This is a genomic window from Kocuria sp. CPCC 205235 (genome assembly GCF_040980905.1).
Lineage (GTDB): Bacteria > Actinomycetota > Actinomycetes > Actinomycetales > Micrococcaceae > Kocuria > Kocuria carniphila.
The window spans coordinates 65,047-88,200 of record NZ_JAVKPR010000015.1 but is presented as its reverse complement, the minus strand read 5'-3'; the positions used below and the strand labels follow the sequence as shown (position 1 = coordinate 88,200).

Here is a 23,154-nt window from a genome sequence, read left to right as displayed (position 1 = left end):
AACACTGTAACCAGACTGCGGATCTTCAACAAGCCGCATAACCCCGTGTCCACCATCCGGGGTCAAGGCCAGCCCTGCTCATCACAATAGTGGACATCTAGACACCCGGGTGGCTGGGTCGCTACGTCGATCATTAATCCGTCCCATGAGCCAACCACCAGCAACGACGTGAGACTGGGAGTTCTTGTCAACGGTTTCTCAGACAACGACGAAGTTGATGCCATTAGCCTCTTCCGTTCTTTAAATGGGGTGTCACATGTTGACCTAGAATCCATGCTGCCCCACCTCTTAGGCCAGGTCACACCCTTCCTACATACAAGTTATGTTGTATGAATAGCTCGGAAGTGTCAACACTCACCCAGGTTTGTTCGGCTGGGACTAGTTGTTGCGGGGCATGAGGTTCTTGGCACGGGTGCGTCGGTGAGATGAGGAACGGGCTCCTTGTCACAGGAGGGAAATTCCTACACCCTTCGCCTGTACGAGAGAGCCCGTTCATGACCCACATTAACGCACCCCTGGACCCGACCAGCCGTCTGCGCATGGTCCGCCGTCACCTCGAGGACGGGATCCCCAAGGCCCACGTGGCCGCCGAGTTCAGGGTCAGCCGAGCTACAGTGGCCACCTGGATGGCCCGCTACCTCGAGTCCGGCGAGGCGGGACTGGCCGATCACCCCTCGACGCCGCGGCGCAGCCCTCAGCGCACCCCTGCGGCGGTCGTCGAGTCGATCAAGTCCTTGCGCCGGGAACGGAAGTGGTCGGCAAAGGCCCATCCACCGCCACCTGCGCGGTCTCGGACACCGTCTGCACCTGCCCACCGTGGGACGGTGGTTGGCCCACCTGGGACTCTCCCGCCTGCGCGACCTCACCCCGGACGGGGACGGCCTGCGTCGCCCGCCTCGGCGGATCCGTGCAGCTTGGCCCGGAGACATGATCAACCTCGATGTGAAGAAGGTCGGGCACATCCCCGACGGTGGCGGGTGGCCGGCTCACGGCCATTGCAGCGCTGCAGCCAAGCAGTCCAAGCGTGGGCCCGGGGCGAAGGTCGGCTACACCTACCTGCACTGCGCCGCGGACGGCTTCTCGCGGCTGGCCTATACCGAGGCCCTCCCCGATGAGAAGGCAGTGGCCACGATCGGGTTCTTCTGCCGGGCCCGGGCGTTCTTCGCCGCCTACGGCATCACCCGGCTGCACCAGGTCGGCGCCAACTACAAGGCTCGGGATTTCACCCAGTGCGTGGAAGCCCTCGCCAGCCGGCACCAACGAATCCGCCCCTACTCGCCGCGCCACAACGGCAAAGTGGAGCGGTTCAATCGGCTGTTGGCCGACGAGGTCCTCTACGTCCGCCCCCTACGCCAGCCAACAGGCCCGCCGGGAAGCGATCGAGATGTGGGTCAACGACTTCAAGTATCATCGGCCGCATACCGCCTGTGGTGATCAGCCCCCGGCCTCACCCACCCCGGCCCGATCCAATAACGTCATGCCCTCTTACAACTAGGCAGTATGGAGGGTGACCTTGGATGCGGGGGAGGTGCTTTCAAAGGGACCACCGTATGCAGCGGAAAGCTGGGGTGAAGGGATTCTTTCAAGGTTGCCATCCAATTCAGGTAGCCCCCATGACGTGACAAAAGCCGCTAGACCTGGCTTTGCGGACTCTGCGGCGGGGGACGCCTAGTTTTCGATTAGTGCTTCCGAGCCTCATGCCTTTGGCTCTACGAAAGCTTGACAAGCTACTCTCGTCAGATCGGTTTTCCATTAGTTTGGGCCTCGAGATTCTGCCATCAGCTCAGTTAAAGTGTGGGACATTCCCGCGGTTCCGAATGGCTGCCTCTGATCCAACTCTGTCGTCGTCCTGGTCGCATCTTTCAGGCGAACACGCTCCGGTACTTCGTCCGAATGTGGGCTGGTGCATTGTTAGTGCCCTCCGGTACTTCCCGTGCGGGATGCCCAACACCGAGGTACACCCTCTGCACTCACCCGTCCTGTAGTCATATATGTGAAAAGAAGCCCGGATCTGCAGAAACCTGCAGATCCGGGCTTTCAGGCCTCGAGTCGAAATGTGTAGGCCCTAGAAGTCCCAGTCCTCATCTTCCGTGTTCACGGCCTTGCCGATCACGTAGGAGGAACCGGAGCCGGAGAAGAAGTCGTGGTTCTCGTCCGCGTTCGGGGACAGCGAGGACAGGATCGCCGGGGACACCTCGGTCATCTCGCGCGGGAACAGCGCCTCGTAGCCCAGGTTGTTGAGGGCCTTGTTGGCGTTGTAGTGCAAGAACTTCTTGACGTCCTCGGTCCACCCCACCGTGTCGTAGAGGGACTCGGTGTAGGCGATCTCGTTCTCGTAGAGCTCGTCCAGCAGGTCGTAGGTGTACGCCTTGAGCTCTTCCTGACGCTCCGGGGTCTCTTCGACCAGACCGCGCTGGTACTTGTAGCCGATGTAGTAACCGTGCACCGCCTCGTCGCGGATGATCAGACGAATCAGGTCCGCGGTGTTGGTCAGCTTGGCGTGCGAGGAGAAGTACATGGGCAGGTAAAAGCCCGAGTAGAACAGGAATGACTCCAACAGCGTGGAGGCAACCTTCTTCTTGAGGGGGTCATCACCCTTGTAGTACCTGATGATGATCTCGGCCTTGCGCTGCAGGTACGGGTTCTCGCGTGACCAGCGGAAAGCCTCGTCGATCTGCTTCATGGACGACAGCGTGGAGAAGATCGAGGAGTAGGACTTGGCGTGCACCGACTCCATGAATGCGATGTTGGTGTACACCGCTTCCTCGTGCAGGGTCTTGGCGTCCGGGATCAGCGACACAGCGCCCACGGTGCCCTGAATGGTGTCCAGCAGGGTCAGACCGGTGAAGACCTTCATGGTCAGGTCCTGTTCCTGCTCGGTCAGGGTCTTCCAGGACTGGACGTCGTTGGACAGCGGCACCTTCTCGGGGAGCCAGAAGTTGGAGGTCAGGCGATCCCAGACTTCTAGGTCCTTGTCGTCCTGAATGCGGTTCCAGTTGATGGCTTCCGCCGGGTGGCGGAGCAGTTCAACCTTTTCAGGTGTCATGGCGCGCGCTGGCTCCTTCGCTTGGTATGAAAATCGGTCGAGTCCAAGGGGCTTCATCACAAATCTGTGAGAGGGAGTCGACCGAGCTTCAAGAGTAGCCCACCGAGCGGCTTAAACCACGGTGCAGATATCTAGGTCCTCGAATCCTACGCATCGATGGAGCGGCACAAGTGGGCAGGGTGACCGAGGGTCACTTTCTCACGAGTAACCCCGTCTGTCATTGGTTGTTTCCTCTCCGCGAAGTCGTCGCAGAAAGTGTTCCCAACTCTCTGGCTCACCAGTCATGATGATCACATCAGCGCCCCGAGCGGGGCGGCTCGATCTACCGAAAGGAGACCGTCATGGTGGACATCGGAGGACTTGGAGACAAGGCAAAGCAGTTCGCTGAGGACAACCCGGACAAGGTTGACCAGGGCATCGACAAGGCCGGAGACACCGTGGACGACCGCACCGGCGGTCAGCACGCGGAACACGTCGACAAGGGCCAGGATGCGCTGCGTGACAAGCTCGGCGGCGGCAACGAGCAGTAACAGCTGATAGAACGGCGCCCCTCGGAAGAAATTCCGAGGGGCGCCGTTTGCTATGCACACGTGCTTGAAGAGAGTCGTTGCGGAACCTAGGCCGCTTCCCCGCCTTCACGAGCGAGCGCGGTCAGACGGGACACGGCACGGTAGTACTTCTTCTGGTAGCCGCCGGCCATCATTTCTTCGGTGAAGACCTGGTCGAAGGGCACACCGGTCGACAGAATCGGCAGATCCTTGTCGTACAGTCGGTCTGCCAACACCACGAATCGCAGTGCCACGGCCTGCTGGTCGATGGTGCGCACCCCGCGCCACACAATGGCGTCCAGGCCGTCGATCAACGCACGGTAGCGGGAGGGGTGCACGCGGGACAGGTGAACGACCAGCGCGTCGAAATCGTCGATCGCAACGGTCCTACCCGAGAAGGCTTGCTCTGCAGCCGCTTCCAGAGCGGCGTCGTCGGCGAGGGGTTGAGGCGCCTCGGGAAGGCCGCGATGGCGGTAGTCCTCGCCGTCGATCCGCACGACGTCGAACTGGGAGGACAGCACCTGGATCTCGCGCTGGAAGTCCTGGGCCGCGAACCGGCCCTCGCCCAGCGAACCGGGCAGCGTGTTGGAGGTCGCCGCGAGCTTGACGCCCGCGTCCGCCAGTTCGCGCATGAGGCGGGACATCAGCACGGTGTCCCCGGGATCGTCGAGTTCGAACTCGTCGATGCACACGAGCTTGTAGTCCTTGAGCGCCTCCACGGTGTGGCGGAAGGTCAGCGCACCCACCAGGTTGGTGTACTCCACGAACGTGCCGAACGCCTTGGGCCCCGGAACCGCGTGCCACAGCGATGCCAGGAGGTGGGTCTTGCCCACACCAAAGCCACCGTCCAGGTAAATGCCCTGCGCGGGCGAACCCTTCTGGCCGCCGCCCCCACCGAACAGCTTGGAGAAGAACCCGTTGCCGGAGGCCTGGCCGCCACCCACGCCTGCAGCGAAGGCCTTGAGCTTCTCGACCGCCTCGGCCTGCGAGGGCTGGGAAGGATCGGGCCGGTACGTGTCGAAGGAGACCTCTCCGAAGCGCTCGGACGGACGGAAACCGTCCAGCAACTCGTGGCCGGATACGCGCGGATTACGCTCCACGAGGTGTTCAATGTGCATGTTCACGTAAAGGGCCTCCCTGCCCGCTGCGCCACTCCCCCGCGAATTCACGGGCACCGGGCACCGGACGGCATTGATCGGTACGGATTCTGAGCAGCCTAACTGCTCCTGCCCCGATGCTACCGGTCAGCCCGTGGTGAACACGCGCGCTGCAGCGCCCGGTTGCGGCTTTCTCGCATGCATTCGCCACCGCTGGCGCACTACGCTGGAAAACAAGTCCCGCGCGCCGTGACGCGCACGTCTAGACACGAGGAGTACTCCACATGCCCGTGGAAGCAGAGAACAACCAGGATTTCTCCCAGTACGCCCATCCCGAGCGGCTGGTCTCCACCCAGTGGGTGGCCGATAACGTGGGCAAGCCCGGTGTGGTGGTTGTCGAATCGGACGAGGACGTTCTGCTGTACGAAACCGGTCACATCCCCGGTTCCGTGAAGGTTGATTGGCACACGGATCTCAATGAGCCGGACACCCGTGACTACGTGGACGGCAAGCAGTTCGCGGAGCTCATGTCCCGCAAGGGCATTTCCCGCGACGACACCATCGTGGTCTACGGCGACAAGTCCAACTGGTGGGCCGCCTACGCTCTGTGGGTCTTCACCCTCTTCGGTCACCAGGACGTCCGATTGATGAACGGCGGTCGCGACAAGTGGGTAGCCGAGGGCCGCGAACTCACCACCGATGCCACCGAGGTCACTCCGACCGACTACCCCGTGGTCGAGCGCGATGACTCCGTGATCCGCGCCTACCGCGAGGACGTCCTGGAGAACCTGGGCACCACGCCGTTGATCGACGTGCGTTCCCCGCAGGAGTACACCGGCGAGCGCACCCACATGCCCGATTACCCCCAGGAGGGCACGCTGCGCGGCGGTCACATCCCCACCGCAGCGTCCGTTCCCTGGGCCCGTGCCGCCGCGGAGGACTCCACTTTCAAGTCCCGTGACGAGCTGGACGCGATCTACCGTGAAGAAGTTGGCCTGTCCGACGGTGACGACATCGTCGCCTACTGCCGCATCGGCGAGCGTTCCTCCCACACGTGGTTCGTGCTCACCCACTTGCTGGGCTTCGACAAGGTCCGCAACTACGACGGTTCCTGGACCGAGTGGGGCAACGCCGTGCGCGTGCCCGTGGCCCAGGGCGAGGCCCGCGGCGAAGCTCCGGAGGGTGTCCGGTGACCACTGACGCATTACCGAATCAGATTCAAGAGCTGATCGAGGATTTCGACGCCGTTCCGGAACCTGACAAGCTCCAGCTCCTTCTCGAGTTCTCCCGTTCGCTTCCCGAGCTTCCCGCCCGGTACGGCGAGCACCCGGAGGACCTCGAGCAGGTGGTCGAGTGCCAGTCCCCGCTGTTCCTGGCCGTTGAGCTCGAAGAGGGTACCCAGGATCCCGGCGTGAACATCTTCTTCTCCGCGCCGGCGGAGGCTCCGACCACCCGTGGATTCGCGTCCATTCTGTACGAAGGACTGGACGGTCTGCCCGCGTCCACCGTGCTGGACATCCCCGATGATCTGCCCGAGCGCTTCGGGCTGACCAAGCTGGTGTCCCCGCTGCGCATGCGCGGCATGTCCGCGATGCTGGGCCGGATCAAACGACAGGTTCGGGACCAGCAAGCGGCTCGCTCCGCCGGCTGATCGTGGCTCGTAACCGCCCCGGGGCTCGGGCATCACACGCTGCTACGGCGGCGCTTGCGATGCTCGACGCCGCCGGGGTTGCCTATACGGCGCTGCCCTACCAGCACGATCCACGCGCCGAATCGTTCGGGCTGGAAGCAGCTCATGCTCTGGGCAAGGATCCGGCGTGCGTGTTCAAAACCATCATGGTCGTCCACGACAAGAACTGGGCCACGGTCATGGTCCCGGTCAGCTCCACGGTGGATCTGAAGGCAGCCGCACGAGAACTGGGCTGGAAGAAGGCGAGTCTCGCGGCACCGTCGGCGGCTCAGACCCGGACCGGCTACGTGGTGGGCGGCATCTCGCCACTGGGCCAGAAGACTCCGTCACCCACGCTGCTGGATGAATCCGCGCGGAACCGGCCGACCGTTCTGGTCTCCGGTGGGCAGCGCGGACTGGACGTCGAGTTGTCCCCCGAGGACCTGCTCAGGCTGACGGACGGGCGGTACGCACCGCTGGCCGCTTGAGCTTGGTGGGTAGCCACTCGCGCACGGCACGCTCCCAGCGCTTGCGGTCGATGTTCCACTCCTTGGTGTGCCGGGCGCCGGCGAAACCCACGAAGTCCACGAACGGGCTGAGCTCGGCCAGGTGCACGGAGCCCTCGACCGGAACCACCTCGTCGTCGGTGGAGTGCAGGATGAGCGTGGGGGTGGTGATGTCCTCCCAGCGGGACAGCCAATCCAACGCATGCAGGTCGAGGGGTGCCGCGAGACCGGTGATCTTGGGACCGAGCCGATGCGAGATCAGGTCCGTGGCCATGCGACCGATCCGGCGCGGAATCCGGTGGATCTTGGCCTGGTGCGCCACCAGCTCGAACCAGTCCACGACCGGACCGTCCAACACCACCGCGCGAACCTTGTTGCGATACTGCGTGAGTTCCAGGGTGCGGAGCACGATCGCACCACCCATGGACCAACCGAACAGCACGATGTCCGTGGCACCTCGGGACAAGGCGTACTCGATGCCCGCCTCGACGTCTTCCCATTCGGTGAAACCCAGGCCGTAACGGTTGTCCTCGGTGGCGGGGGCCTCCCGATCGTTGCGGTAGGAGACGATCAGACTGTGCAGCCCGAGTTCCTGGGCCACACGGGCACCACGAATGCATTCCATGCGCTGTGCCCCGCGGCCGTGCACCATGACCGCCCACACTCCGTCGTGCAATGTCCGGTCAGTGTTTCCGTCCGCGGGGATGACCCATGCCGGAGCCGGACCGAGGTCCGTATCCACGTCCACCTTTTCGAACACGAATCCGGCGTCGCCCGGGCGCGCGTAGACCGTCCCGGTCCACCAACCCTTCTTGCCCTCTTCCAACTCACCCCGGTAGACCCGCTCGACCAACCGGGTGACCGTGCTGTTGTTCTGCCGCACCACGAAACCGATGCGCGCCATGCTCTGGCCCTCGTCGAAGCGCAGGGCGTAGGTTCCGGCGGCGCGGGTGTCCGTGTTGGCGGGCAGAGTAATGAGCGGCTGACCGGAGTTTGGGTCGTTCTCGAGCTTCAGCACGGTGAGTTTTCCACCGACCTTGGGAGGCACCACCACTTGGCGTGCGATCAGTGCCGCCAGACCACTGGAGAGGGCGAACGTCGCGGACGCCGCACCGATGCTCGCCGTGGCACCCACGATGGCACCGTGTCGCCACGAACGGGCGGGGGCGTCTCCGGCGGGAGTCAGAAGCGAAGCCATGTCGTCATTCTGACATGTTCACCCTGGACGGCACCGGCGGGCATATTGGAGGACGGTGAAGTGTTGTACCCAGAGGCCTGCTCCATCACGGCCATCACGATCAAAGAACTCGAACTACGATACGGAGAAGCCATGTCTGAGAACTCCACCAACGAATCGGTCTCCGCACGGTCCGCCGCCCGCACCGACGCACAGTGGCGCGAGATGCTGTCGCCCACCGAGTACCAGGTTCTGCGCCAGGGCGGTACGGAACGCCCCTTCACCGGCGAATACGTGGACACCGAAACCACCGGTGTCTACGAATGTCGCGCCTGCGGGGCGGAATTGTTCCGTTCGACCACCAAGTTCCACTCGAACTGCGGCTGGCCCTCGTTCTTCGAACCGCTGGCCGAGGACCGGGTGCGCTACATCGAAGACACGACCATGGGCATGAAGCGCGTGGAGGTCCGTTGCGCGGCCTGCGACTCCCACATGGGGCACGTTTTCGAGGGCGAAGGCTTCGACACACCCACCGACCTGCGGTACTGCATCAATTCGGTTTCCATGCGGTTGGTGCCGGAGTCGCAGGGCGGCTAGCGGTCAACTAAGCTACCGCGCAGTCACCCTTGGCTCGGAGAAGTCGTAAGAGTCGCACACGGCGTGGCTCCCCTCACCCTCACCGACTCACTGGCTAATGTGAGCGTTGTGAGCGCGGTAAGCGAGCTGAACGGCACCCCGGAGGAATTTCGCACGGCAGTGCGATCTCTCGGTCGTGCACGCACCCGCCCTGAGGTTTCCCTGGCCCGCATCGCGCCGCCGAACGGACTGGCACCGCACGCAATCTCCATTGCCGCGGAAGTGGGCCGAATTCAACGGAGAACCCTCCGCGCAATGCGAAGTCCGGAGCAAACCCAGGCGCCCACCACCGGGCGATTCGTCATGTTGTACGACCCCACCCGGCCCGAGCCGTGGGGCGGGCCCTTCCGAATCGTCAGCTGGTTCCGGGCTCACATGGACCTGGATATCGGACGTGACGAATTACTGACCGATGTCAGCTGGTCCTGGCTCACCGACGCCCTGGACGGCAGCGGCGCCCGCTACATGGCCGAGGGCGGCACGGCCTCGCGCACCATGGAGAAGGGTTTCGGCTCTCTGCGCGAAAACACCGACAGCGTGGAAATCGAGGTCCGCGCGTCCTGGACTCCGCTCACCGAGTACGAACCGCAGAACTGGGCCGCCGCCCATGTGGAGGCCTGGTCAGAATTACTGTGCACCGCCACGGGACTTCCCCCGTACAGCGAAGGCGTGACGTATTTGTAGTGGATCACACCTACTGACGGGTTCAGTGGCAGTACGGTAGGTACAACAGTTATCGATCCATTTGTCAGGAATTCTCATAAACACCGTGAGTGATCAATCTGCCAGGCCGCCGCGCGAGCCCCAATCCACCGAAGTGGTGGTCGAGGGGTTCGAGGATTTCCATGTCCCCACAACGGTTCACCTGAACGGGCCCGCCGAGGGTATCCCCCGCGTGGTGGATACGGCACGCGGTCTTGCTCGCGCAGCAGAACAACTGGCAGAAGCCACCGGCCCCGTGGCGATCGACACGGAACGGGCATCCGGGTTCCGCTTCGGACAACGAGCGTTCCTGGTTCAGATCCGCCGTGAGGGCGCGGGCACCATTCTGATCGACCCCGAGGCCGTAGGATCACTGGCCAGCGTGAACGAGGCCCTGAGCGGCGTCGAATGGGTCCTCCACGCCGCCACGCAGGACTTGCCGTGCCTGCGGGATCTGGACATGACTCCCGATATCTTGTTCGACACCGAATTGGGCGGTCGGTTGCTGGGACTACGCAAAGTGGGCCTGGCCTCGATGACCGAGGAGCTGCTCGGATTCACGCTGTCCAAGGAACACTCGGCCGTGGACTGGTCCAAGCGGCCACTCCCCCAGGATTGGCTCAATTACGCTGCTCTCGACGTCGAGGTCCTGGTTCAGCTGCGCTGGGCCACCGAGGAGCGGCTCGTCGAAGCCGGCAAACTCGACTGGGCCCGGCAAGAATTCGAGGCGGTGCGCACCGCGCCCACTCCCCCGCCGCGGAAGGATCCGTGGCGCCGCACTCACGGAATCGGAAACGTCCGTGGCCGTCGCAAGCTCACCGCCGTGCGCAACCTGTGGACCGCTCGCGAGAACCTGGCCAAGCACAAGGACCTCTCCCCCAGCAGGCTACTGCCCGACTCGGCCATCATTGCCGCCGCGAACGCCATGCCGCGCACGGTGCCGCAATTGCTCGCGACCCCCGGGTTCCACGGCCGCTCCGCTTCCCGTGAGGCCCCCCGCTGGTTGACGGCGGTCCAGGAGGCGCGGCTGACGGAAGATCCCGTACCCCACAACGTTCCCTCGGACGCACTTCCGCCGGTCAAGGGCTGGGACACCAAGCGACCGGAGGCCGCCGCGAGGCTCAAGGCCATCAAACCCGCCGTGGCGGAACACGCGGAAACCGTGGGCATGCCCACCGAAAACTTGGTCACGCCCGAGTTGCTCCGTCGGTTCTGCTGGCAGCCGCCCCGCTCCACCTCGGACGACGCCGTGGCGCAGCGCCTCACAGAGCTAGGCGTCCGGCAATGGCAGGTCGAGCAGGTCACTCCGGTCATCGGCCGCACGTGGCGTGAACTGCGAGCCCAGCGTCGCGCGGAGAAACACGCGGACGACTCCCCTTCGGGTACAGAGCCCGACACGAGTGCCGGCACATCCGAGCAGCAATAGACACCGCTGCGTTCGGGCCGAAACGGGTCGCGAACAAGGTCTGCACACCAGATCACCCGCAGATGACAGTGGCCGCACATCCCGGGGGATGCGCGGCCACTCGTCTGTGACGGACAGACATCAGTTCTTCATGTCGTCCTTGGTGGGAGCCGGCTCTGCGGCGTCCATGTCCACGTCCTTCTCGGTGGTCACGGGCTTGGGGAGATCAGCATCGGAAGAGTTGGAACCGACCTTGGCCTTCACCGATGCGGCACCACCCTGAGCCTTGTCCTTGACGGCCGAAGCGCCTTCCTGAGCCTTGGAGGACACAGTGCCGGCTGCCTTCTGCGCGGTCTCGGCGAGCTTACCGCCCACCACGGGAACCTCGGCCTTGACCCAGTCGGTACCTTCAGCGACCTTGTCCTGGACCTTGGGGTCGTTCCAGGTGTTGATGGCGCTCTCGCGCAGGGACTCGTAGCTCTTACGGCCCGAGGCGGAACCCACGACAAAACCAACACCGAAACCGGCGACAAAAGCGAGACGCTTGATCATCTTGATTCCTTTCATTCCTTCGAGGCAGCCATCATGGCGCCCCTTGACTAATACACATCCTACTGATCTTTGCCGTGGCCCTCAGGGTTGACGCACGGGCTCTCGGCCAGTCGCACCAAATTGCCAGGGTCGAAATCCTAGACTGATGGCAACCACACCGTAGAGAGGGTCCCCTTGAGCACCGAACGTCATCAACCGTCCGACACCGCAGATACCTCCGGCTTGCCCACGCGACGCCGCGTGATGGGTGCTGCGGGACTCGCTTCAGTTGCCGCGGTCGGACTGAGCGCTTGCGGTGGCTCCGATCAGGAATCCAGCGACCCGGCCACGCCCCAGGCACCCACCAGCCCCGTGGACGTAGCTGCGACCTCGGACGTTCCGGTAGGCCAGGGTCTCAAGGTTGAAAAAGACGGCCTGCAGGCCGTTGTGGGCCAGCCCACCGAGGGCACCTTCAAGGCCTTCTCCCCCGTGTGCCCCCATGAGGGTTGCGTGGTGAATCCCGCCAACAAGAGTTACGTGTGCCCGTGCCACAGCTCCACGTTCGACATGGCCACCGGTGATGTGCAGGGCGGTCCCGCGACCAGTGGACTCGTCGAATACCCGGTCACGGTTCAGGGCGACCGCATCATCGTGGGGTGACCGGTTCCAACGGCCCGGGCTTGACGCCCCCGGGCCGGAAGGCCCAGGCCCGCCTGCTTACGCGCCGTCCACCCGCCGCATCTGGCTCGTCTGGGTGGCGCGTACTTTTTCCTCGTCGGCGGGTCGAGCATAGGGAACCCGGGTGCCGAGCACGGAGGACAGTGTGTTCTGGGCGATGCGCTGCGCGGTGAGTCCGGTCCGCTCCAGGATCTGTTCACGGCTCGCGTGGGCCAGGAACTCAGTGGGCAGGCCCACCTCGTTGAGAGCGGTATCCACTCCGGCCGACCGCATTTCCTGACGGATAAGTGAGCCGATACCACCGGCCCGCACACCGTCCTCGATGACCACGACAATGCGGTGCTGCGCCGCAAGCTCGACCACGGACGTGGCCACCGGAAGCACCCAACGCGGGTCCACGACCGTGGAGGACACACCGTGGGCAGCCAGTCGCTCGGACACGTCCTGGCTGATGTCGCACATGGCACCCACGCTCACAATCAGCACGTCCCGGCGATCGGTGCCGGGCTCGGTCGGGTCGCCATTGCGCACCAGCACGTCCACGCCGTCCGGTAAGCGCTCCAACGCCGGCGACGGCGCTCCCACCGTTCCCTTGGGATAGCGCACCACGGTGGGTGCGTCCTCGACGGCCGCGGCTTCGCGCAGTTCCTCCACCATGGTGGCCTCGTCGCGGGGCGCGGCCAAGTGCAGTCCGGGAATGATCTGCAACAGCGCGAGGTCCCACATGCCGTGGTGGCTGGGCCCGTCCGGACCGGTGACGCCGGCGCGGTCCAGCACCACGGTCACACCGGCCTTGTGCAACGCCACGTCCATGAGCAGTTGGTCAAAACCACGGTTCAGGAAGGTGGCGTAGAGCCCCACCACGGGATGCAGTCCGCCGAAGGCCATTCCCGCGGCCATGGTCAGGGCATGTTGCTCGGCAATTCCGACGTCCACCACGCGATCCGGGTGGGCCAACTGCATCTTCTGCAGTCCCATCGGAATGAGCATGGCGCCCGTAATACCCACGATGTCTTCGCGTTCGTCCGCGATGGCCGCAATCTCGTCACGGAACACGTGGGTCCAGGTCCGGGAGGACGACGTCGCGGTCGGTTTGCCCGTGGACGGATCAATGACCGGCACGGAGTGAAACTGGTCGTTCTCGTCGAGTCGGGCGGGCAGGTACCCGTGGCCCTTCTCGGTGATCGCGTGCACGATGACCGGGCCACCGAAGTTCTTGGCGTTACTCAGCGCCTGTTCCATGGCGTCCAGATCGTGGCCGTCGATCGGGCCCACGTACTTCATGCCGAGGTCCTCGAAGATCCCCTGCTGGACCACCACGTCCTTGATGCCCTGCTTCATCCCGTGCAGACCCCGGTACACGGCCGATCCCAAGTGACCGGATTCCTGGAGCAAACCCTTGACCTTGTCCATGGTCTGCTCGTAGCGGCGGTCGGTACGCACGGCGTCCACGCCCTGCTGCACGCTCGCCTGAAGTTCCTGCAGCCGGTTGGCGAAACCACCCACGGTGGGCGCGTAGGAACGGCCGTTGTCGTTGACGACGATCACGACCTTGCGGTTCTTGTCCGAGGCAATGTTGTTGACGGCTTCCCAGGCCATACCGCCGGTCAGGGCGCCGTCGCCGATCACGGCCACGGTGTGGCGATCGTGCTGGCCGGTCATCTGGTAACCGCGCGAGATACCGTCCGCCCATGACATGGACGACGACGCGTGTGAGGACTCCACGATGTCGTGTTCGGATTCGCCGCGGTCCGGGTAGCCTGCCAGGCCGCCCTGTTGGCGCAGCGTAGAGAAGTCTTGGCGCCCCGTCACGAGCTTGTGAACGTAGGACTGGTGACCGGTGTCGAACACGATGGAGTCACGCGGTGAATCGAAGACCCGATGCAGGGCAAGTGTCAGTTCGACCACACCCAGGTTGGGTCCCAGATGACCACCGGTCGCGGCCACGTGCGTGATCAGGAACGAGCGAATGTCCGCAGCCAGTTGCTCGAGAGCCGCGGCGTCCAGTCCTTTGAGGTCTGCCGGGCTCTTGATGGTCTCCAGAAGCGTCATTGCGTGCTCTCCGTGCCTTGAAAATTCGGGATCGGTCAGTGCGGTGTCGGTCGACAGCAGACTGTCGGTCTGCCCCGACGTACCGTTCGATCTTACTCGTCATCACCGACAGCACTGCACAGGCACCTGATGAAACAACCCGGCCGACGATCCTCGAGAGGACCGTCGGCCGGGTTGTCAGGCCGCGAATGCCTTACTTGGCAATCTGACGCAGCACGTACTGCAGGATGCCACCGTTGCGGTAGTAATCGGCTTCACCCGGGGTGTCGATGCGCAGATCGGCGTCGAACTCCACGGTGGAACCGTCTTCCTTGGTGGCGGTGACCTTCAGGGTCTTGGGGGTCTCGCCCTCGTTCAGAGCGGTCACACCCTCGATGTCGAAAGTCTCGGTGCCGTCCAGGCCCAACGAGTCAGCGGACTCGCCCTGGGGGAACTGCAGCGGCAGCACACCCATACCGATCAGGTTGGAACGGTGAATACGCTCGTAGGACTCGGTGATGACCGCGCGCACGCCCAACAGCGAGGTGCCCTTGGCGGCCCAGTCACGCGAGGAGCCGGAACCGTATTCCTTACCGCCCAGCACGACCAGCGGAACGCCGGCTTCCTGGTAGTTCACGGAAGCGTCGTACACCGTGGACTGCGGGCCGTCTGCCTGCGTGAAGTCGCGGGTGAAGCCACCCTCCACGCCGTCCAGCAACTGGTTCTTGATGCGGATGTTCGCGAACGTGCCGCGGATCATCACCTCGTGGTTACCACGACGGGAACCGTACGAGTTGAAGTCCTTGCGCTCCACACCGTTCTCGATCAGGTACTTACCGGCCGGGGTGTCCGACTTGAAGGAACCTGCCGGGGAGATGTGGTCGGTGGTGACCGAGTCGCCCAGCTTCAGGAGCACGCGAGCGCCCTTGATGTCCTCGACCGGGGTTGTCTCCATGGACATGCCGTCGAAGTACGGTGGCTTGCGCACGTAGGTGGAGTTGGGATCCCACTCGAAGACGTCGCCGGTGGGGGTCTCGAGGTTCTGCCAACGCTCGTCGCCATCGAAGATGGTGCCGTATTGGGTGGTGAACATATCGGTGTCGATCGACCGGTCGATGATTTCCTGGACCTCGGTCGGGTTCGGCCAGATGTCCTTGAGGTAAATGTCGTTACCGTCGGAATCCTGCCCCAGGGCCTCGTTCTCGAAGTCGAAGTCCATGGTTCCGGCCAGGGCGTAGGCGATGACCAGCGGCGGTGAGGCCAGGTAGTTCATCTTCACGTCCGGGTTGATCCGACCCTCGAAGTTACGGTTACCCGACAGCACCGAGGTCACGGCCAGGTCGTTGTCCTGGATGGTCTGGGAGATCTCGGGCTCGAGCGGGCCGGAGTTACCGATACAGGTGGTGCAGCCGTAACCCACGATGTAGAAGCCGAGCTCCTGCAGGTCCGGAACCAGACCGGACTTCTCGTAGTAGTCGGTGACGACCTTGGAACCCGGAGCAATGGACGTCTTGACCCACGGCTTGGCCTTGAGCCCCTTACTCACCGCATTGCGAGCCAGAACGGCGGCCGCCATCATGACCGACGGGTTGGAGGTGTTGGTGCACGAGGTGATCGAGGCGATCGAGACTGCACCGTGGTCCAACTCGAACTCGCGGCCGTCCTCCATGTTGACCTTGATCGGGTTGGACGCTCGGCCTTCGACATCCTGTACGTCGTGGTCGCGGGGGCGCTCGGAAGCGTCCTGCTCCTCGGTGGCGTCGTGGGACGGGGAGTCCGAAGCGGGGAACGAGGTGCCGTTCTCGCTGCGGTCCTTGACGATTTCCTGGCCCTCAACGTAGTTGACCAGATCGTCACGGAACTGCGGCTTGGAACGAGTGAGCTCGATGCGGTCCTGCGGGCGCTTGGGGCCGGCGATCGAGGGAACCACGGTGGACAGGTCCAGCTCGAGGTACTCGGAGAATGCGATCTCCTCCGAGGGGTCGTGCCACATGCCCTGTTCCTTGGTGTACGCCTCGACCAGAGCGACCTGCTCCTCGGAGCGGCCGGTCAGGCGCAGGTAGTCCATGGTGACCTCGTCGATCGGGAAGATCGCGGCGGTCGAACCGAACTCGGGCGACATGTTGCCGATGGTGGCGCGATTGGCCAGGGGCACAGCTGCCACGCCCTCGCCGTAGAACTCCACGAACTTGCCCACCACACCGTGCTCACGCAGCATCTCGGTGATGGTCAACACCACGTCGGTCGCGGTAGCGCCGGAGGGGATCTCGCCGGTGAGCTTGAAGCCCACCACGCGCGGGATCAGCATGGAGATGGGCTGGCCCAGCATTGCGGCCTCTGCCTCGATACCGCCAACGCCCCAACCCAACACGCCGATGCCGTTTTCCATGGTGGTGTGGGAGTCGGTACCCACGCAGGTGTCCGGGTAGGCACGAACGGTGCCATCGACCTCGCGGGTCATGACCACGCGGGCGAGGTTCTCGATGTTGACCTGGTGCACGATACCCATGCCAGGGGGAACGACCTTGAAGTCGTCAAATGCGGTCTGGCCCCAGCGCAGGAACTGGTACCGCTCACCGTTGCGCTGGTACTCGATGTCCATATTGCGCTCAATGGCGTCCGTGGAACCGAAGGCATCGATCTGCACGGAGTGGTCAATGACCAGCTCGGCAGGAGCCAGGGGGTTCACGCGGGATGCATCGCCGCCGAGTTCCGCAACGGCCTCGCGCATCGTGGCAAGGTCCACGATGCAGGGAACGCCGGTGAAGTCCTGCATGATGACACGGGCAGGGGTGAACTGAATCTCCGTGTTGGGCTGGGCCTCGGGATCCCAGTTGGCCAGGGCTTCGATGTGCTTCTCGGTCACGTTGGCACCGTCTTCGGTGCGCAGCAGGTTCTCGAGCAGAACTTTCAAGCTGTAAGGGAGTTTCTTGGCCCCCTCAAGTGCATTGAGTCGGAAAATTTCATAGTCGGTGCCGCCGACGTTGAGTACGCCTTTGGCTCCAAAGCTGTCCACAGTCATGGTGTGGAACTCCTCTCGCCACCGTTTGAATGCGTTCGCAGCTGTCAACGGAGCGCGAGAAGCACCCCGGGCGCGCACGAACGGTCACCCCACAGTGTAGCCTGTGCCACTTCCCCTGACCGGGAGATTCGGCTCGGGATCATTCATTGCGCCGCAGCACCGCCACGGCCTCAACGTGATGGGTGTTGGGATACAGATCGAAGGCCCTGATGTTGACCACTTTCCACCCGCGCCGGGACAACCGACCGAGGTCGCGACCGAGCGCCGCGGGATCACACGCGACGTACACGATCGTGCGGGGTTCGACGGCGTCGATGGCCGCGAGCACTTCCTTGGCCGCACCCGAGCGCGGTGGGTCCAGGATCACGATGTCCGGCTGAGGGGCGCGCACCGCGGGACGTTTGTGGCCCCGGGAGGCCCCGTGGCGGCGTCGTGCGGGGTTGCGGCCCGTGAGAATCCGAGCCACATCGCCGCGGGTGACCCGCACATGATCCAGCTCCGAGAGGTTCACGCGGGCATCCGCGGAGGTGACCGGGGAGCCTTCCACCGCGAAGACCTGACCGTCCGGACCCACCAAGGGCGCCGCAGCGGCGGTGAACAGGCCAGCGCCGCTGTAGAGATCCCACACCGTGTCCCCGGGCCCCATCTGCGCGGCCGCGAGCACCGCATCGACCAGCGTGCTCGGGGCGCTGCGGTGGATCTGCCAGAACCCGGTGGGACTCACTCGCCACGTCAGCGGTTCACCGGCGGGCATGTCGAGGGTTTCGCGGACAACCGGTTCACCGACCCAGGTCTGGATCTCCCGATCTTCCGGGGACTGCGCGGTCACCGAGACCTCGTGCTCACTCCCCCACGCGGCCAGGTGACGGCGCAGTTCGGCCAGTGCGTCGGGGTCCTGACGCGCGCGCAGACTCACGTGCAGCAACGGACGGCTTCCGTTGGCCGGCGCGGCGACATCCAACCGCGACGCGCCGGGTACGGACAGTTCCCACGGGGCCAGTGACTGAATGACCGGCGTGGCCAGTGGCATGTCGGTGATCGGAATCAGTTCGTTGGAACGGTGCGGGTACATGCCCGCGGTCCCGTCCTCGGCAACGTCCAGGTGCAGGCGGGTGCGCCAGCCGGTGCCATCCGAGGTTTCGTCCTCGACCGCGGCGACCTGTCCCCGCCAGTCGATTCCGGCAAGGTGATCAAGCTGCTCGGCGACCACGGAGCGCTTGAGTTCGCGCTGGGCCTCCAGGGTGAGGTGCCCGAATTCGGCCCCGCCCACGGGCAATCGCTCCTCCCGCGCCGCCGACACCGCGTCCGCCGCTGCCCACGGGTGCTCTCCCCGCCGGCCTTCGGAGGCCTCGAGAACCTCGACCACGTCACCGCGCCAGAACTTGGCGTCCTCACCTCGATCCGTGAGGCGGACCCGCACCAGCTCCCCCGGGGCACCGTGGCGAACGAACACCACGCGCCCCTCCGGCGAACGCGACACCATGTGCCCTCCGTGGGCTACCCCGGTGAGCCGGAGCGTCAACTGGTCGGCGGTGTCGGGTTGGTCTTCGGTCATCCTTGATTCTCCGTGAGTCGTAGTTCGCGCACCGATTCCAGGTGCCAGGGAACGGAGGCGATCATGACGCCTCGTTCGAAATGTAGTCGTGTCTTGAGCGGTCGGATGGCTTGGTTGTGCAGGAACCGTTCCCAACCGCGTCCCACAACATATTCGGGCAGGTAGACGATCACCAAGTCACGCGGTGATTTCTTGCGGATGCTGCGCACGTGGGAGATCACGGGGCCGATGCTGTCACGGTACGGGGACGCGAGGACCGTGATGGGGACCGGGAATTCCAGCCGCTGCCATTGCCGCAGGACATCTTCGGTGCGGGCGCGGTCGGTGTCCACGACCACGGCCTCCAGCGTGGACGGCCGGGAGGCCCGGGCGTAGGTCAGGGCGCGCACCACGGGCTTGCGGACCGATGTCACCACGATCAGCGCGTGCACGCGGGAGGGCAACGCGCGGACCGGTGATTCCGGATCGACCTCGAGTTCTCGGTCCACTTCCGAGTAGTGGTGGCCGATGGCCCGCATCCACAGCGTGAGCAGCGCAATGGCAACGATCGTCAACCAGGCTCCCTGCGAAAGTTTGGTTCCCAGCACCACCACGAATACGGCCGCGCAGAAGATCAGGGCCACCACGGCGACTCCCTGCCGCACGGTCAACTGCCGGGTCGTGGCTTTCGAGGTGCGAGTGCGCCGCACACGCGCCCAGTGCCGCACCATGCCGGCCTGGGTCAGGGTGAACGCGAAAAATGCGCCCACCACGTACAACTGGATCAGGCTGTTGACGTTCGCGTCGAAGATCACCGTGAACAGTGCCGCGACGATCGAGAGCAGCACAATGCCGTTCGTGAAGGCGAAGCGGTCTCCGCGTGACTGCAGTTGTCGCGGGAGCAGGGCCGCGCTGGCCAGTCGCGAGGCCAGCGTGGGGAAGCCGGAGAATGCGGTGTTGGCGGCCATGAACAGCACACCCACGGTGACGGCCACCAGCACGAAGAACCACACGGAGTCCTCACCCGCAATGGTCTGGGCAAGCTGACCGAGGATCGGCACCTGAAAGAACTCTTCGCCGGGACGCTGACCGTTGATCAGCAGTTGCTCGTCCGCGTTCATGACCACGACCGCGCGGGTTTCCCGCGTGAGATACAGCACGCCCAGCAGCAACACGGTGGACAATGCGCCCAGATAGGCCAGCGTGCGAGCGGCATTGAGGGCCTTGGGTTTGCGGAAATAGGGCACCGAATTGGTGATGGTTTCCACACCGGTCACGGCCACCGCGCCCGAGGAGAACGCTCGCAGCACCAGCACCGCACCGGCCAGTCCCACCAGGCCCGCGTCCATTCCCGCGGCGGGCAGAACCTCGTAGTCCGCCGACGGCGCTCGGTCCAAAGTTCCGGTTACGTTCTGTACCAGCCCGGCAACGATGAGTAGGAGCACCACTCCCACGAACGCGTACGTGGGCACGGTGGATGCCCGTCCCATGAACTGGAGTCCGCGCAGATTGAGGAGTCCGACGATTGCAATACCCGCCAGGGCCACCCACACCTGATGACCCACGAACCACGGCACCGCGGAGGCGACGTACTGCGCCGCCGCTGACATGGACACCGCCACGACCAGCGTGTAATCCACCAGCAGGGCCGCGCCCACCATGGCACCGGAGGGCCGGCCCAGGTTCTTGGAGGCGATTTCGAAGTCCGCACCGCCGGACGGATAGGCTCGCACGTTCTGTCGGTAGGCGGTAATCAGAACGATCAGCACCACCAGCACCACGATTCCCACCCAGGGTGAAATGGCGATGGCCGCGGTGCCCGCGAGGGCCAGGGTCAGCACGATTTCGTCCGGTGCGTAGGCCACCGATGACAAGGCGTCGGAGGCGAAGACCGGAAGTGCCGCACGGTTGCGGAGCAGGGTTCCGCCGGCGCGCTCGTTGTGAAGTGGTTTACCTACGAGTACGCGGCGGGCAAGTTGGGACAGGTGCACGATTCAACACGCTAGTACCTCGCGGGGGTCTTGTCCCGAAGCCCGGAGAATTATGCTGTGCGACATGGCGCATTTTGTGATCATGGGTGTCGGCCGCGTGGGGATCTCCATTGCGCACGCCCTTGAGGATTCCGGCCACACAGTGGCGGTCATTGATCAGGACGATCGGGCCTTTCGAAAGCTCCGGCCGTCCTTCGGTGGCAAAAAGGTCACCGGCCACGGTTTCGACCGTGATGTTTTGCGCCGGGCGGGCATCGAGGACGCCTACGCGTTCGCGGCGGTGTCCAGCGGTGACAACTCGAACATCATTGCCGCCCGGGTGGCCCGTGAGACGTTCAAGGTCAAGCACGTCGTGGCTCGCATCTACGACCCCAGCCGCGCGGAGTTCTACCAGCGCATGGGGATTCCCACGGTGGCGTCCGTGCGGTGGAGTTCGGATCAAGTGTTGCGGCGCATCCTGCCGGAGCACGCGATCACGGGTGACTTCCGAGAGGCGTCGGGGCGGTTGCAGCTGGGAGAGTTGCCGCTGCACGAGTCGTGGTCCGGTCTGCACCTGGACCGCATTGAAGAAGCGGCCGGGGTGCGGGTGGCCTTTGTGACACGGTTCGGGGAGGGCATTCTTCCGGCGTCGGATTCCAGCTACCAGCAGGGAGATATCGTGCACGCCATGATGCGCGTGGAAGACGTCGAGAACGTGGCCAGAGTCCTGTCCCGCCCGCCCTCGGACGAGGTCATGGAAGCAGTGGCCCTGGCCGCCACCGAAGAACGCGGGCACGGACGGGAGCGGTCATGAGAGTCATTGTCGTGGGTGGTGGATCCGTGGGGTCCTCGATCGCCCGGGAACTGGTGTCCCACGGCCACGAGATCGTGGTGATCGATGCGACGTCGGAGGTGATTGGCCGGTCGAACCTGCGCGGCACCCAGTGGGTCGTGGGTGACGCATGTGACCTGGAGGTGCTGCAACGCGCCAAGACCGAGGAAGCGGACGTCGTCGTCGCGGCGACCGGTGACGACAAGGCCAATCTGGTGGTTTCGCTCCTGGCGCGCAGCGAGTTCGGGGTTCCCCGCACCGTGGGTCGGGTGAACAATCCCAAGAACGAGTGGTTGTTCGACGACGCGTGGGGCGTGGACGTTGCCGTGTCCACTCCGCGGCTCATGACGGCCCTCGTGGAAGAGGCCGTGGAGGTGGGTGACGTGGTGCGGCTGTTGAGTTTGCAAACCGGTGGTGCCACGCTGGCCGCCTACACGGTGCCGAGGGAGCACCCTGTGGTCGCGTCCATGGTGTCCCAGGTGCCGTGGCCACCGGAGGTCGCGCTCGTGGCCATTCTGCGCGACGGTGTGCCCATCACGCCCTCCGGCGATGACGTTCTGGAAGGTGCGGACGAACTGTTCTTCATCTCCACCGCTGAGGGTGAGGAACAGTTGCGGGCCATGTTCACCACGGCCCAGGACGTCCCGGAGGTTGAGGTTACCGAGGACCGTCTCGAAGAGGCCGAACGGGCCGGGTCATCATCCACCCGAGCCACAACACCAACGCGTACAGCGGAACGCCCATCACCAACCGAGTGACACCCAGCGCGGCCACGTTCTCCGCGAAGTACAACGGCACCTGCACGAGCAGCCGCGTCGCGAACATGCCGATCAGCAACAGGGTGGCGCGCTGATAGGCCGTGCGGCGGCGTCGGTCCTTGCGCCACTCCATCCCTTCACCGCGCACGTAGCCGTAAAACACGCCCAGCAACGGCCAGCCGACCGCGGTGGAAATGGACAGCCCAATGAACCACGCGATGTTGATGAAGAAACCGGGTACGTAGTAATCAAGGGCCTGGCCACCGGCTCGGGCGAACAGCGCGCACACCGCCACACCGATCAGTCCGGTGATCGACTGCATCAAGGATTGCCGCTGCGCCAGGCGCAGAACCGCGAAGACCGCCGCGGTGGCCAGAGACGCGATCAGGGCGATGCCCAGTTGCTGGGTCAGCAGGAACACGACCAGGAAGATCAGGCCGGGCAGCACCGCCTCGATCAGCCCGCGCCAGCCGCCCACCGCGTGAAGCACGTCCAGCTGGCCGTGTTCATCGCGCCTCAGCCCGGCCCGCGCCGCATAGTCCCCCATGGCCTGTTCCATGGACGGCGGCCGCTCGGGCCGATCGTTGTCTTCCTGCTCACCGGAGTGCTCCGGGGGCGGGGGTGTTCCGTGGCTCACCGGTTGATCCTTTTGGGAGTGATGATCTCGTAACGAGGGTTGTACATGGTCGGCACCGAATCGGTGAAGGACACCACGGCCACGCACCGCAGTTTCGTGCCCGCCATGACGCCTGGGACGCTGCGCTGACCGTGCCAGAGCAGTTTGATGTAGGAATCGGCGCGGCCCAGTTCCTGCGGCGGTTGGTTCTGCACGTGGAGCACGGCTTGGTACCGCGGAGCCTCCGTAGCCGGGGAGAACGTCACCTCGGTGACCTCACCCTCAACCATGACCCGCCGCCGTTGCGACGACGCCGCCGGATCCAGATCCTGTGCGGCGGCGCCGCACTCGCTCACCACGTCGATGGCGCCGGTGGCTTGGGATGTCACCACGACA

The 23,154-nt window shown here is 64.5% G+C and carries 20 protein-coding genes and 1 pseudogene; 11 read left to right on the top strand and 10 right to left on the bottom strand.

The genetic code is table 11. From position 1 onward, the window contains the following. Window positions 1–494 precede the first annotated feature (494 nt). Window positions 495–1,495 (top strand): annotated as a pseudogene (locus RF638_RS11250) (IS481 family transposase). A gap of 570 nt (window positions 1,496–2,065) precedes the next feature. Here the strand turns inward: RF638_RS11250 and nrdF are convergent. Then, window positions 2,066–3,046 (bottom strand): class 1b ribonucleoside-diphosphate reductase subunit beta, encoded by a 981-nt coding sequence (nrdF, locus tag RF638_RS11245; protein WP_368842042.1) that lies wholly within the window; start codon window positions 3,044–3,046, stop codon window positions 2,066–2,068. A gap of 341 nt (window positions 3,047–3,387) precedes the next feature. Between nrdF and RF638_RS11240 the strand changes: the two genes are divergently transcribed. Beyond that, window positions 3,388–3,576, top strand: a complete 189-nt coding sequence (locus RF638_RS11240) for an antitoxin (protein WP_095798883.1) — start codon at window positions 3,388–3,390, stop codon at window positions 3,574–3,576. Window positions 3,577–3,662: 86 nt separating this feature from the next. Here the strand turns inward: RF638_RS11240 and zapE are convergent, their stop codons facing one another. Continuing rightward, a complete protein-coding gene (gene zapE, locus RF638_RS11235) occupies window positions 3,663–4,712 on the bottom strand; it encodes a cell division protein ZapE (protein ID WP_095798918.1) in 1,050 nt (349 codons plus the stop codon). Window positions 4,713–4,975: 263 nt separating this feature from the next. On the opposite strand from zapE, the gene RF638_RS11230 reads away from it, so the two are divergent. Genes RF638_RS11230 through ybaK form a run of 3 tightly spaced genes read left to right on the top strand, consistent with a single transcriptional unit; the run spans window position 4,976 to window position 6,848 of the window. Beyond that, window positions 4,976–5,884, top strand: a complete 909-nt coding sequence (locus RF638_RS11230; RefSeq protein ID WP_095798884.1) for a sulfurtransferase — start codon at window positions 4,976–4,978, stop codon at window positions 5,882–5,884. Beyond that, entirely contained in the window at window positions 5,881–6,342 is a 462-nt protein-coding gene (locus RF638_RS11225; RefSeq protein WP_095798885.1) for a SufE family protein, read from the top strand. Before RF638_RS11230 ends, RF638_RS11225 begins: the two co-directional genes overlap by 4 nt. Window positions 6,343–6,401: 59 nt before the next feature. Beyond that, window positions 6,402–6,848 carry a Cys-tRNA(Pro) deacylase gene (gene ybaK, locus RF638_RS11220; protein WP_259915453.1) on the top strand — a complete coding sequence of 149 codons (447 nt, stop codon included), beginning with the start codon at window positions 6,402–6,404 and terminating at the stop codon, window positions 6,846–6,848. Here ybaK and RF638_RS11215 read toward each other — a convergent pair. Continuing rightward, window positions 6,808–8,064: an alpha/beta hydrolase family protein gene (locus RF638_RS11215; RefSeq protein ID WP_368842040.1), complete on the bottom strand. Its 1,257-nt coding sequence runs from the start codon at window positions 8,062–8,064 to the stop codon at window positions 6,808–6,810. The genes ybaK and RF638_RS11215 overlap by 41 nt on opposite strands. Before the next feature lie 132 nt (window positions 8,065–8,196). On the opposite strand from RF638_RS11215, the gene msrB reads away from it, so the two are divergent. From msrB to RF638_RS11200, 3 genes are all read left to right on the top strand, one after another. Further along, window positions 8,197–8,640, top strand: coding sequence for a peptide-methionine (R)-S-oxide reductase MsrB (gene msrB / locus RF638_RS11210; protein ID WP_095798919.1), 444 nt, complete (start codon window positions 8,197–8,199; stop codon window positions 8,638–8,640). A gap of 63 nt (window positions 8,641–8,703) precedes the next feature. Continuing rightward, window positions 8,704–9,363 carry a DUF3000 domain-containing protein gene (locus tag RF638_RS11205; RefSeq protein ID WP_368630291.1) on the top strand — a complete coding sequence of 220 codons (660 nt, stop codon included), beginning with the start codon at window positions 8,704–8,706 and terminating at the stop codon, window positions 9,361–9,363. 85 nt (window positions 9,364–9,448) lie between these two features. Beyond that, the gene (locus RF638_RS11200) at window positions 9,449–10,807 is read left to right on the top strand and encodes an HRDC domain-containing protein (RefSeq protein WP_368842039.1); all 1,359 of its coding nucleotides are present in this window, start codon (window positions 9,449–9,451) and stop codon (window positions 10,805–10,807) included. Between the two features lie 120 nt (window positions 10,808–10,927). Here the strand turns inward: RF638_RS11200 and RF638_RS11195 are convergent, their stop codons facing one another. Beyond that, window positions 10,928–11,338 (bottom strand): hypothetical protein, encoded by a 411-nt coding sequence (locus tag RF638_RS11195; RefSeq protein WP_095798888.1) that lies wholly within the window; start codon window positions 11,336–11,338, stop codon window positions 10,928–10,930. Between the two features lie 174 nt (window positions 11,339–11,512). Between RF638_RS11195 and RF638_RS11190 the strand changes: the two genes are divergently transcribed. Further along, window positions 11,513–11,977, top strand: a complete 465-nt coding sequence (locus RF638_RS11190) for a ubiquinol-cytochrome c reductase iron-sulfur subunit (protein WP_238663228.1) — start codon at window positions 11,513–11,515, stop codon at window positions 11,975–11,977. 57 nt (window positions 11,978–12,034) lie between these two features. On the opposite strand, the gene dxs is transcribed toward RF638_RS11190, so the two are convergent. The 4 genes from dxs to RF638_RS11170 form a co-directional block, all read right to left on the bottom strand. Beyond that, window positions 12,035–14,047, bottom strand: coding sequence for a 1-deoxy-D-xylulose-5-phosphate synthase (gene dxs, locus RF638_RS11185; RefSeq protein WP_368842037.1), 2,013 nt, complete (start codon window positions 14,045–14,047; stop codon window positions 12,035–12,037). 193 nt (window positions 14,048–14,240) lie between these two features. Next, window positions 14,241–17,048 carry an aconitate hydratase AcnA gene (gene acnA, locus RF638_RS11180; RefSeq protein WP_368842036.1) on the bottom strand — a complete coding sequence of 936 codons (2,808 nt, stop codon included), beginning with the start codon at window positions 17,046–17,048 and terminating at the stop codon, window positions 14,241–14,243. Window positions 17,049–17,187: 139 nt separating this feature from the next. Further along, complete coding sequence (locus RF638_RS11175) at window positions 17,188–18,603, bottom strand: class I SAM-dependent RNA methyltransferase (protein ID WP_368628952.1); 1,416 nt, start codon at window positions 18,601–18,603, stop codon at window positions 17,188–17,190. Continuing rightward, window positions 18,600–20,573, bottom strand: coding sequence for an APC family permease (locus RF638_RS11170; RefSeq protein ID WP_095798892.1), 1,974 nt, complete (start codon window positions 20,571–20,573; stop codon window positions 18,600–18,602). Before RF638_RS11170 ends, RF638_RS11175 begins: the two co-directional genes overlap by 4 nt. A 64-nt stretch (window positions 20,574–20,637) precedes the next feature. Here RF638_RS11170 and RF638_RS11165 point away from each other — a divergent pair, with 64 nt between their 5' ends. Beyond that, window positions 20,638–21,366, top strand: a complete 729-nt coding sequence (locus RF638_RS11165; RefSeq protein ID WP_095798923.1) for a TrkA family potassium uptake protein — start codon at window positions 20,638–20,640, stop codon at window positions 21,364–21,366. Beyond that, window positions 21,363–22,142, top strand: a complete 780-nt coding sequence (locus tag RF638_RS11160) for a TrkA family potassium uptake protein (protein ID WP_259915466.1) — start codon at window positions 21,363–21,365, stop codon at window positions 22,140–22,142. The genes RF638_RS11165 and RF638_RS11160 overlap by 4 nt, the downstream gene beginning before the upstream one ends. Here RF638_RS11160 and RF638_RS11155 read toward each other — a convergent pair. Further along, on the bottom strand, window positions 22,042–22,779 hold the full coding sequence (locus RF638_RS11155) for a DUF3159 domain-containing protein (protein WP_368842035.1): 738 nt from the start codon (window positions 22,777–22,779) through the stop codon (window positions 22,042–22,044). The genes RF638_RS11160 and RF638_RS11155 overlap by 101 nt on opposite strands. Continuing rightward, on the bottom strand, window positions 22,776–23,150 hold the full coding sequence (locus tag RF638_RS11150) for a hypothetical protein (RefSeq protein WP_095798894.1): 375 nt from the start codon (window positions 23,148–23,150) through the stop codon (window positions 22,776–22,778). The genes RF638_RS11155 and RF638_RS11150 overlap by 4 nt, the downstream gene beginning before the upstream one ends. Window positions 23,151–23,154: the final 4 nt, after the last annotated feature.

Coding starts and splice junctions, on each gene's coding strand:
- nrdF (WP_368842042.1), bottom strand. CDS start 3,046: ATGACACCTGAAAAGGTTGAACTGCTCCGCCACCCGGCGGAAGCCATC.
- RF638_RS11240 (WP_095798883.1), top strand. CDS start 3,388: ATGGTGGACATCGGAGGACTTGGAGACAAGGCAAAGCAGTTCGCTGAG.
- zapE (WP_095798918.1), bottom strand. CDS start 4,712: ATGCACATTGAACACCTCGTGGAGCGTAATCCGCGCGTATCCGGCCAC.
- RF638_RS11230 (WP_095798884.1), top strand. CDS start 4,976: ATGCCCGTGGAAGCAGAGAACAACCAGGATTTCTCCCAGTACGCCCAT.
- ybaK (WP_259915453.1), top strand. CDS start 6,402: ATGCTCGACGCCGCCGGGGTTGCCTATACGGCGCTGCCCTACCAGCAC.
- RF638_RS11215 (WP_368842040.1), bottom strand. CDS start 8,064: ATGGCTTCGCTTCTGACTCCCGCCGGAGACGCCCCCGCCCGTTCGTGG.
- msrB (WP_095798919.1), top strand. CDS start 8,197: ATGTCTGAGAACTCCACCAACGAATCGGTCTCCGCACGGTCCGCCGCC.
- RF638_RS11195 (WP_095798888.1), bottom strand. CDS start 11,338: ATGATCAAGCGTCTCGCTTTTGTCGCCGGTTTCGGTGTTGGTTTTGTC.
- dxs (WP_368842037.1), bottom strand. CDS start 14,047: ATGACGCTTCTGGAGACCATCAAGAGCCCGGCAGACCTCAAAGGACTG.
- acnA (WP_368842036.1), bottom strand. CDS start 17,048: ATGACTGTGGACAGCTTTGGAGCCAAAGGCGTACTCAACGTCGGCGGC.
- RF638_RS11175 (WP_368628952.1), bottom strand. CDS start 18,603: ATGACCGAAGACCAACCCGACACCGCCGACCAGTTGACGCTCCGGCTC.
- RF638_RS11165 (WP_095798923.1), top strand. CDS start 20,638: ATGGCGCATTTTGTGATCATGGGTGTCGGCCGCGTGGGGATCTCCATT.
- RF638_RS11160 (WP_259915466.1), top strand. CDS start 21,363: ATGAGAGTCATTGTCGTGGGTGGTGGATCCGTGGGGTCCTCGATCGCC.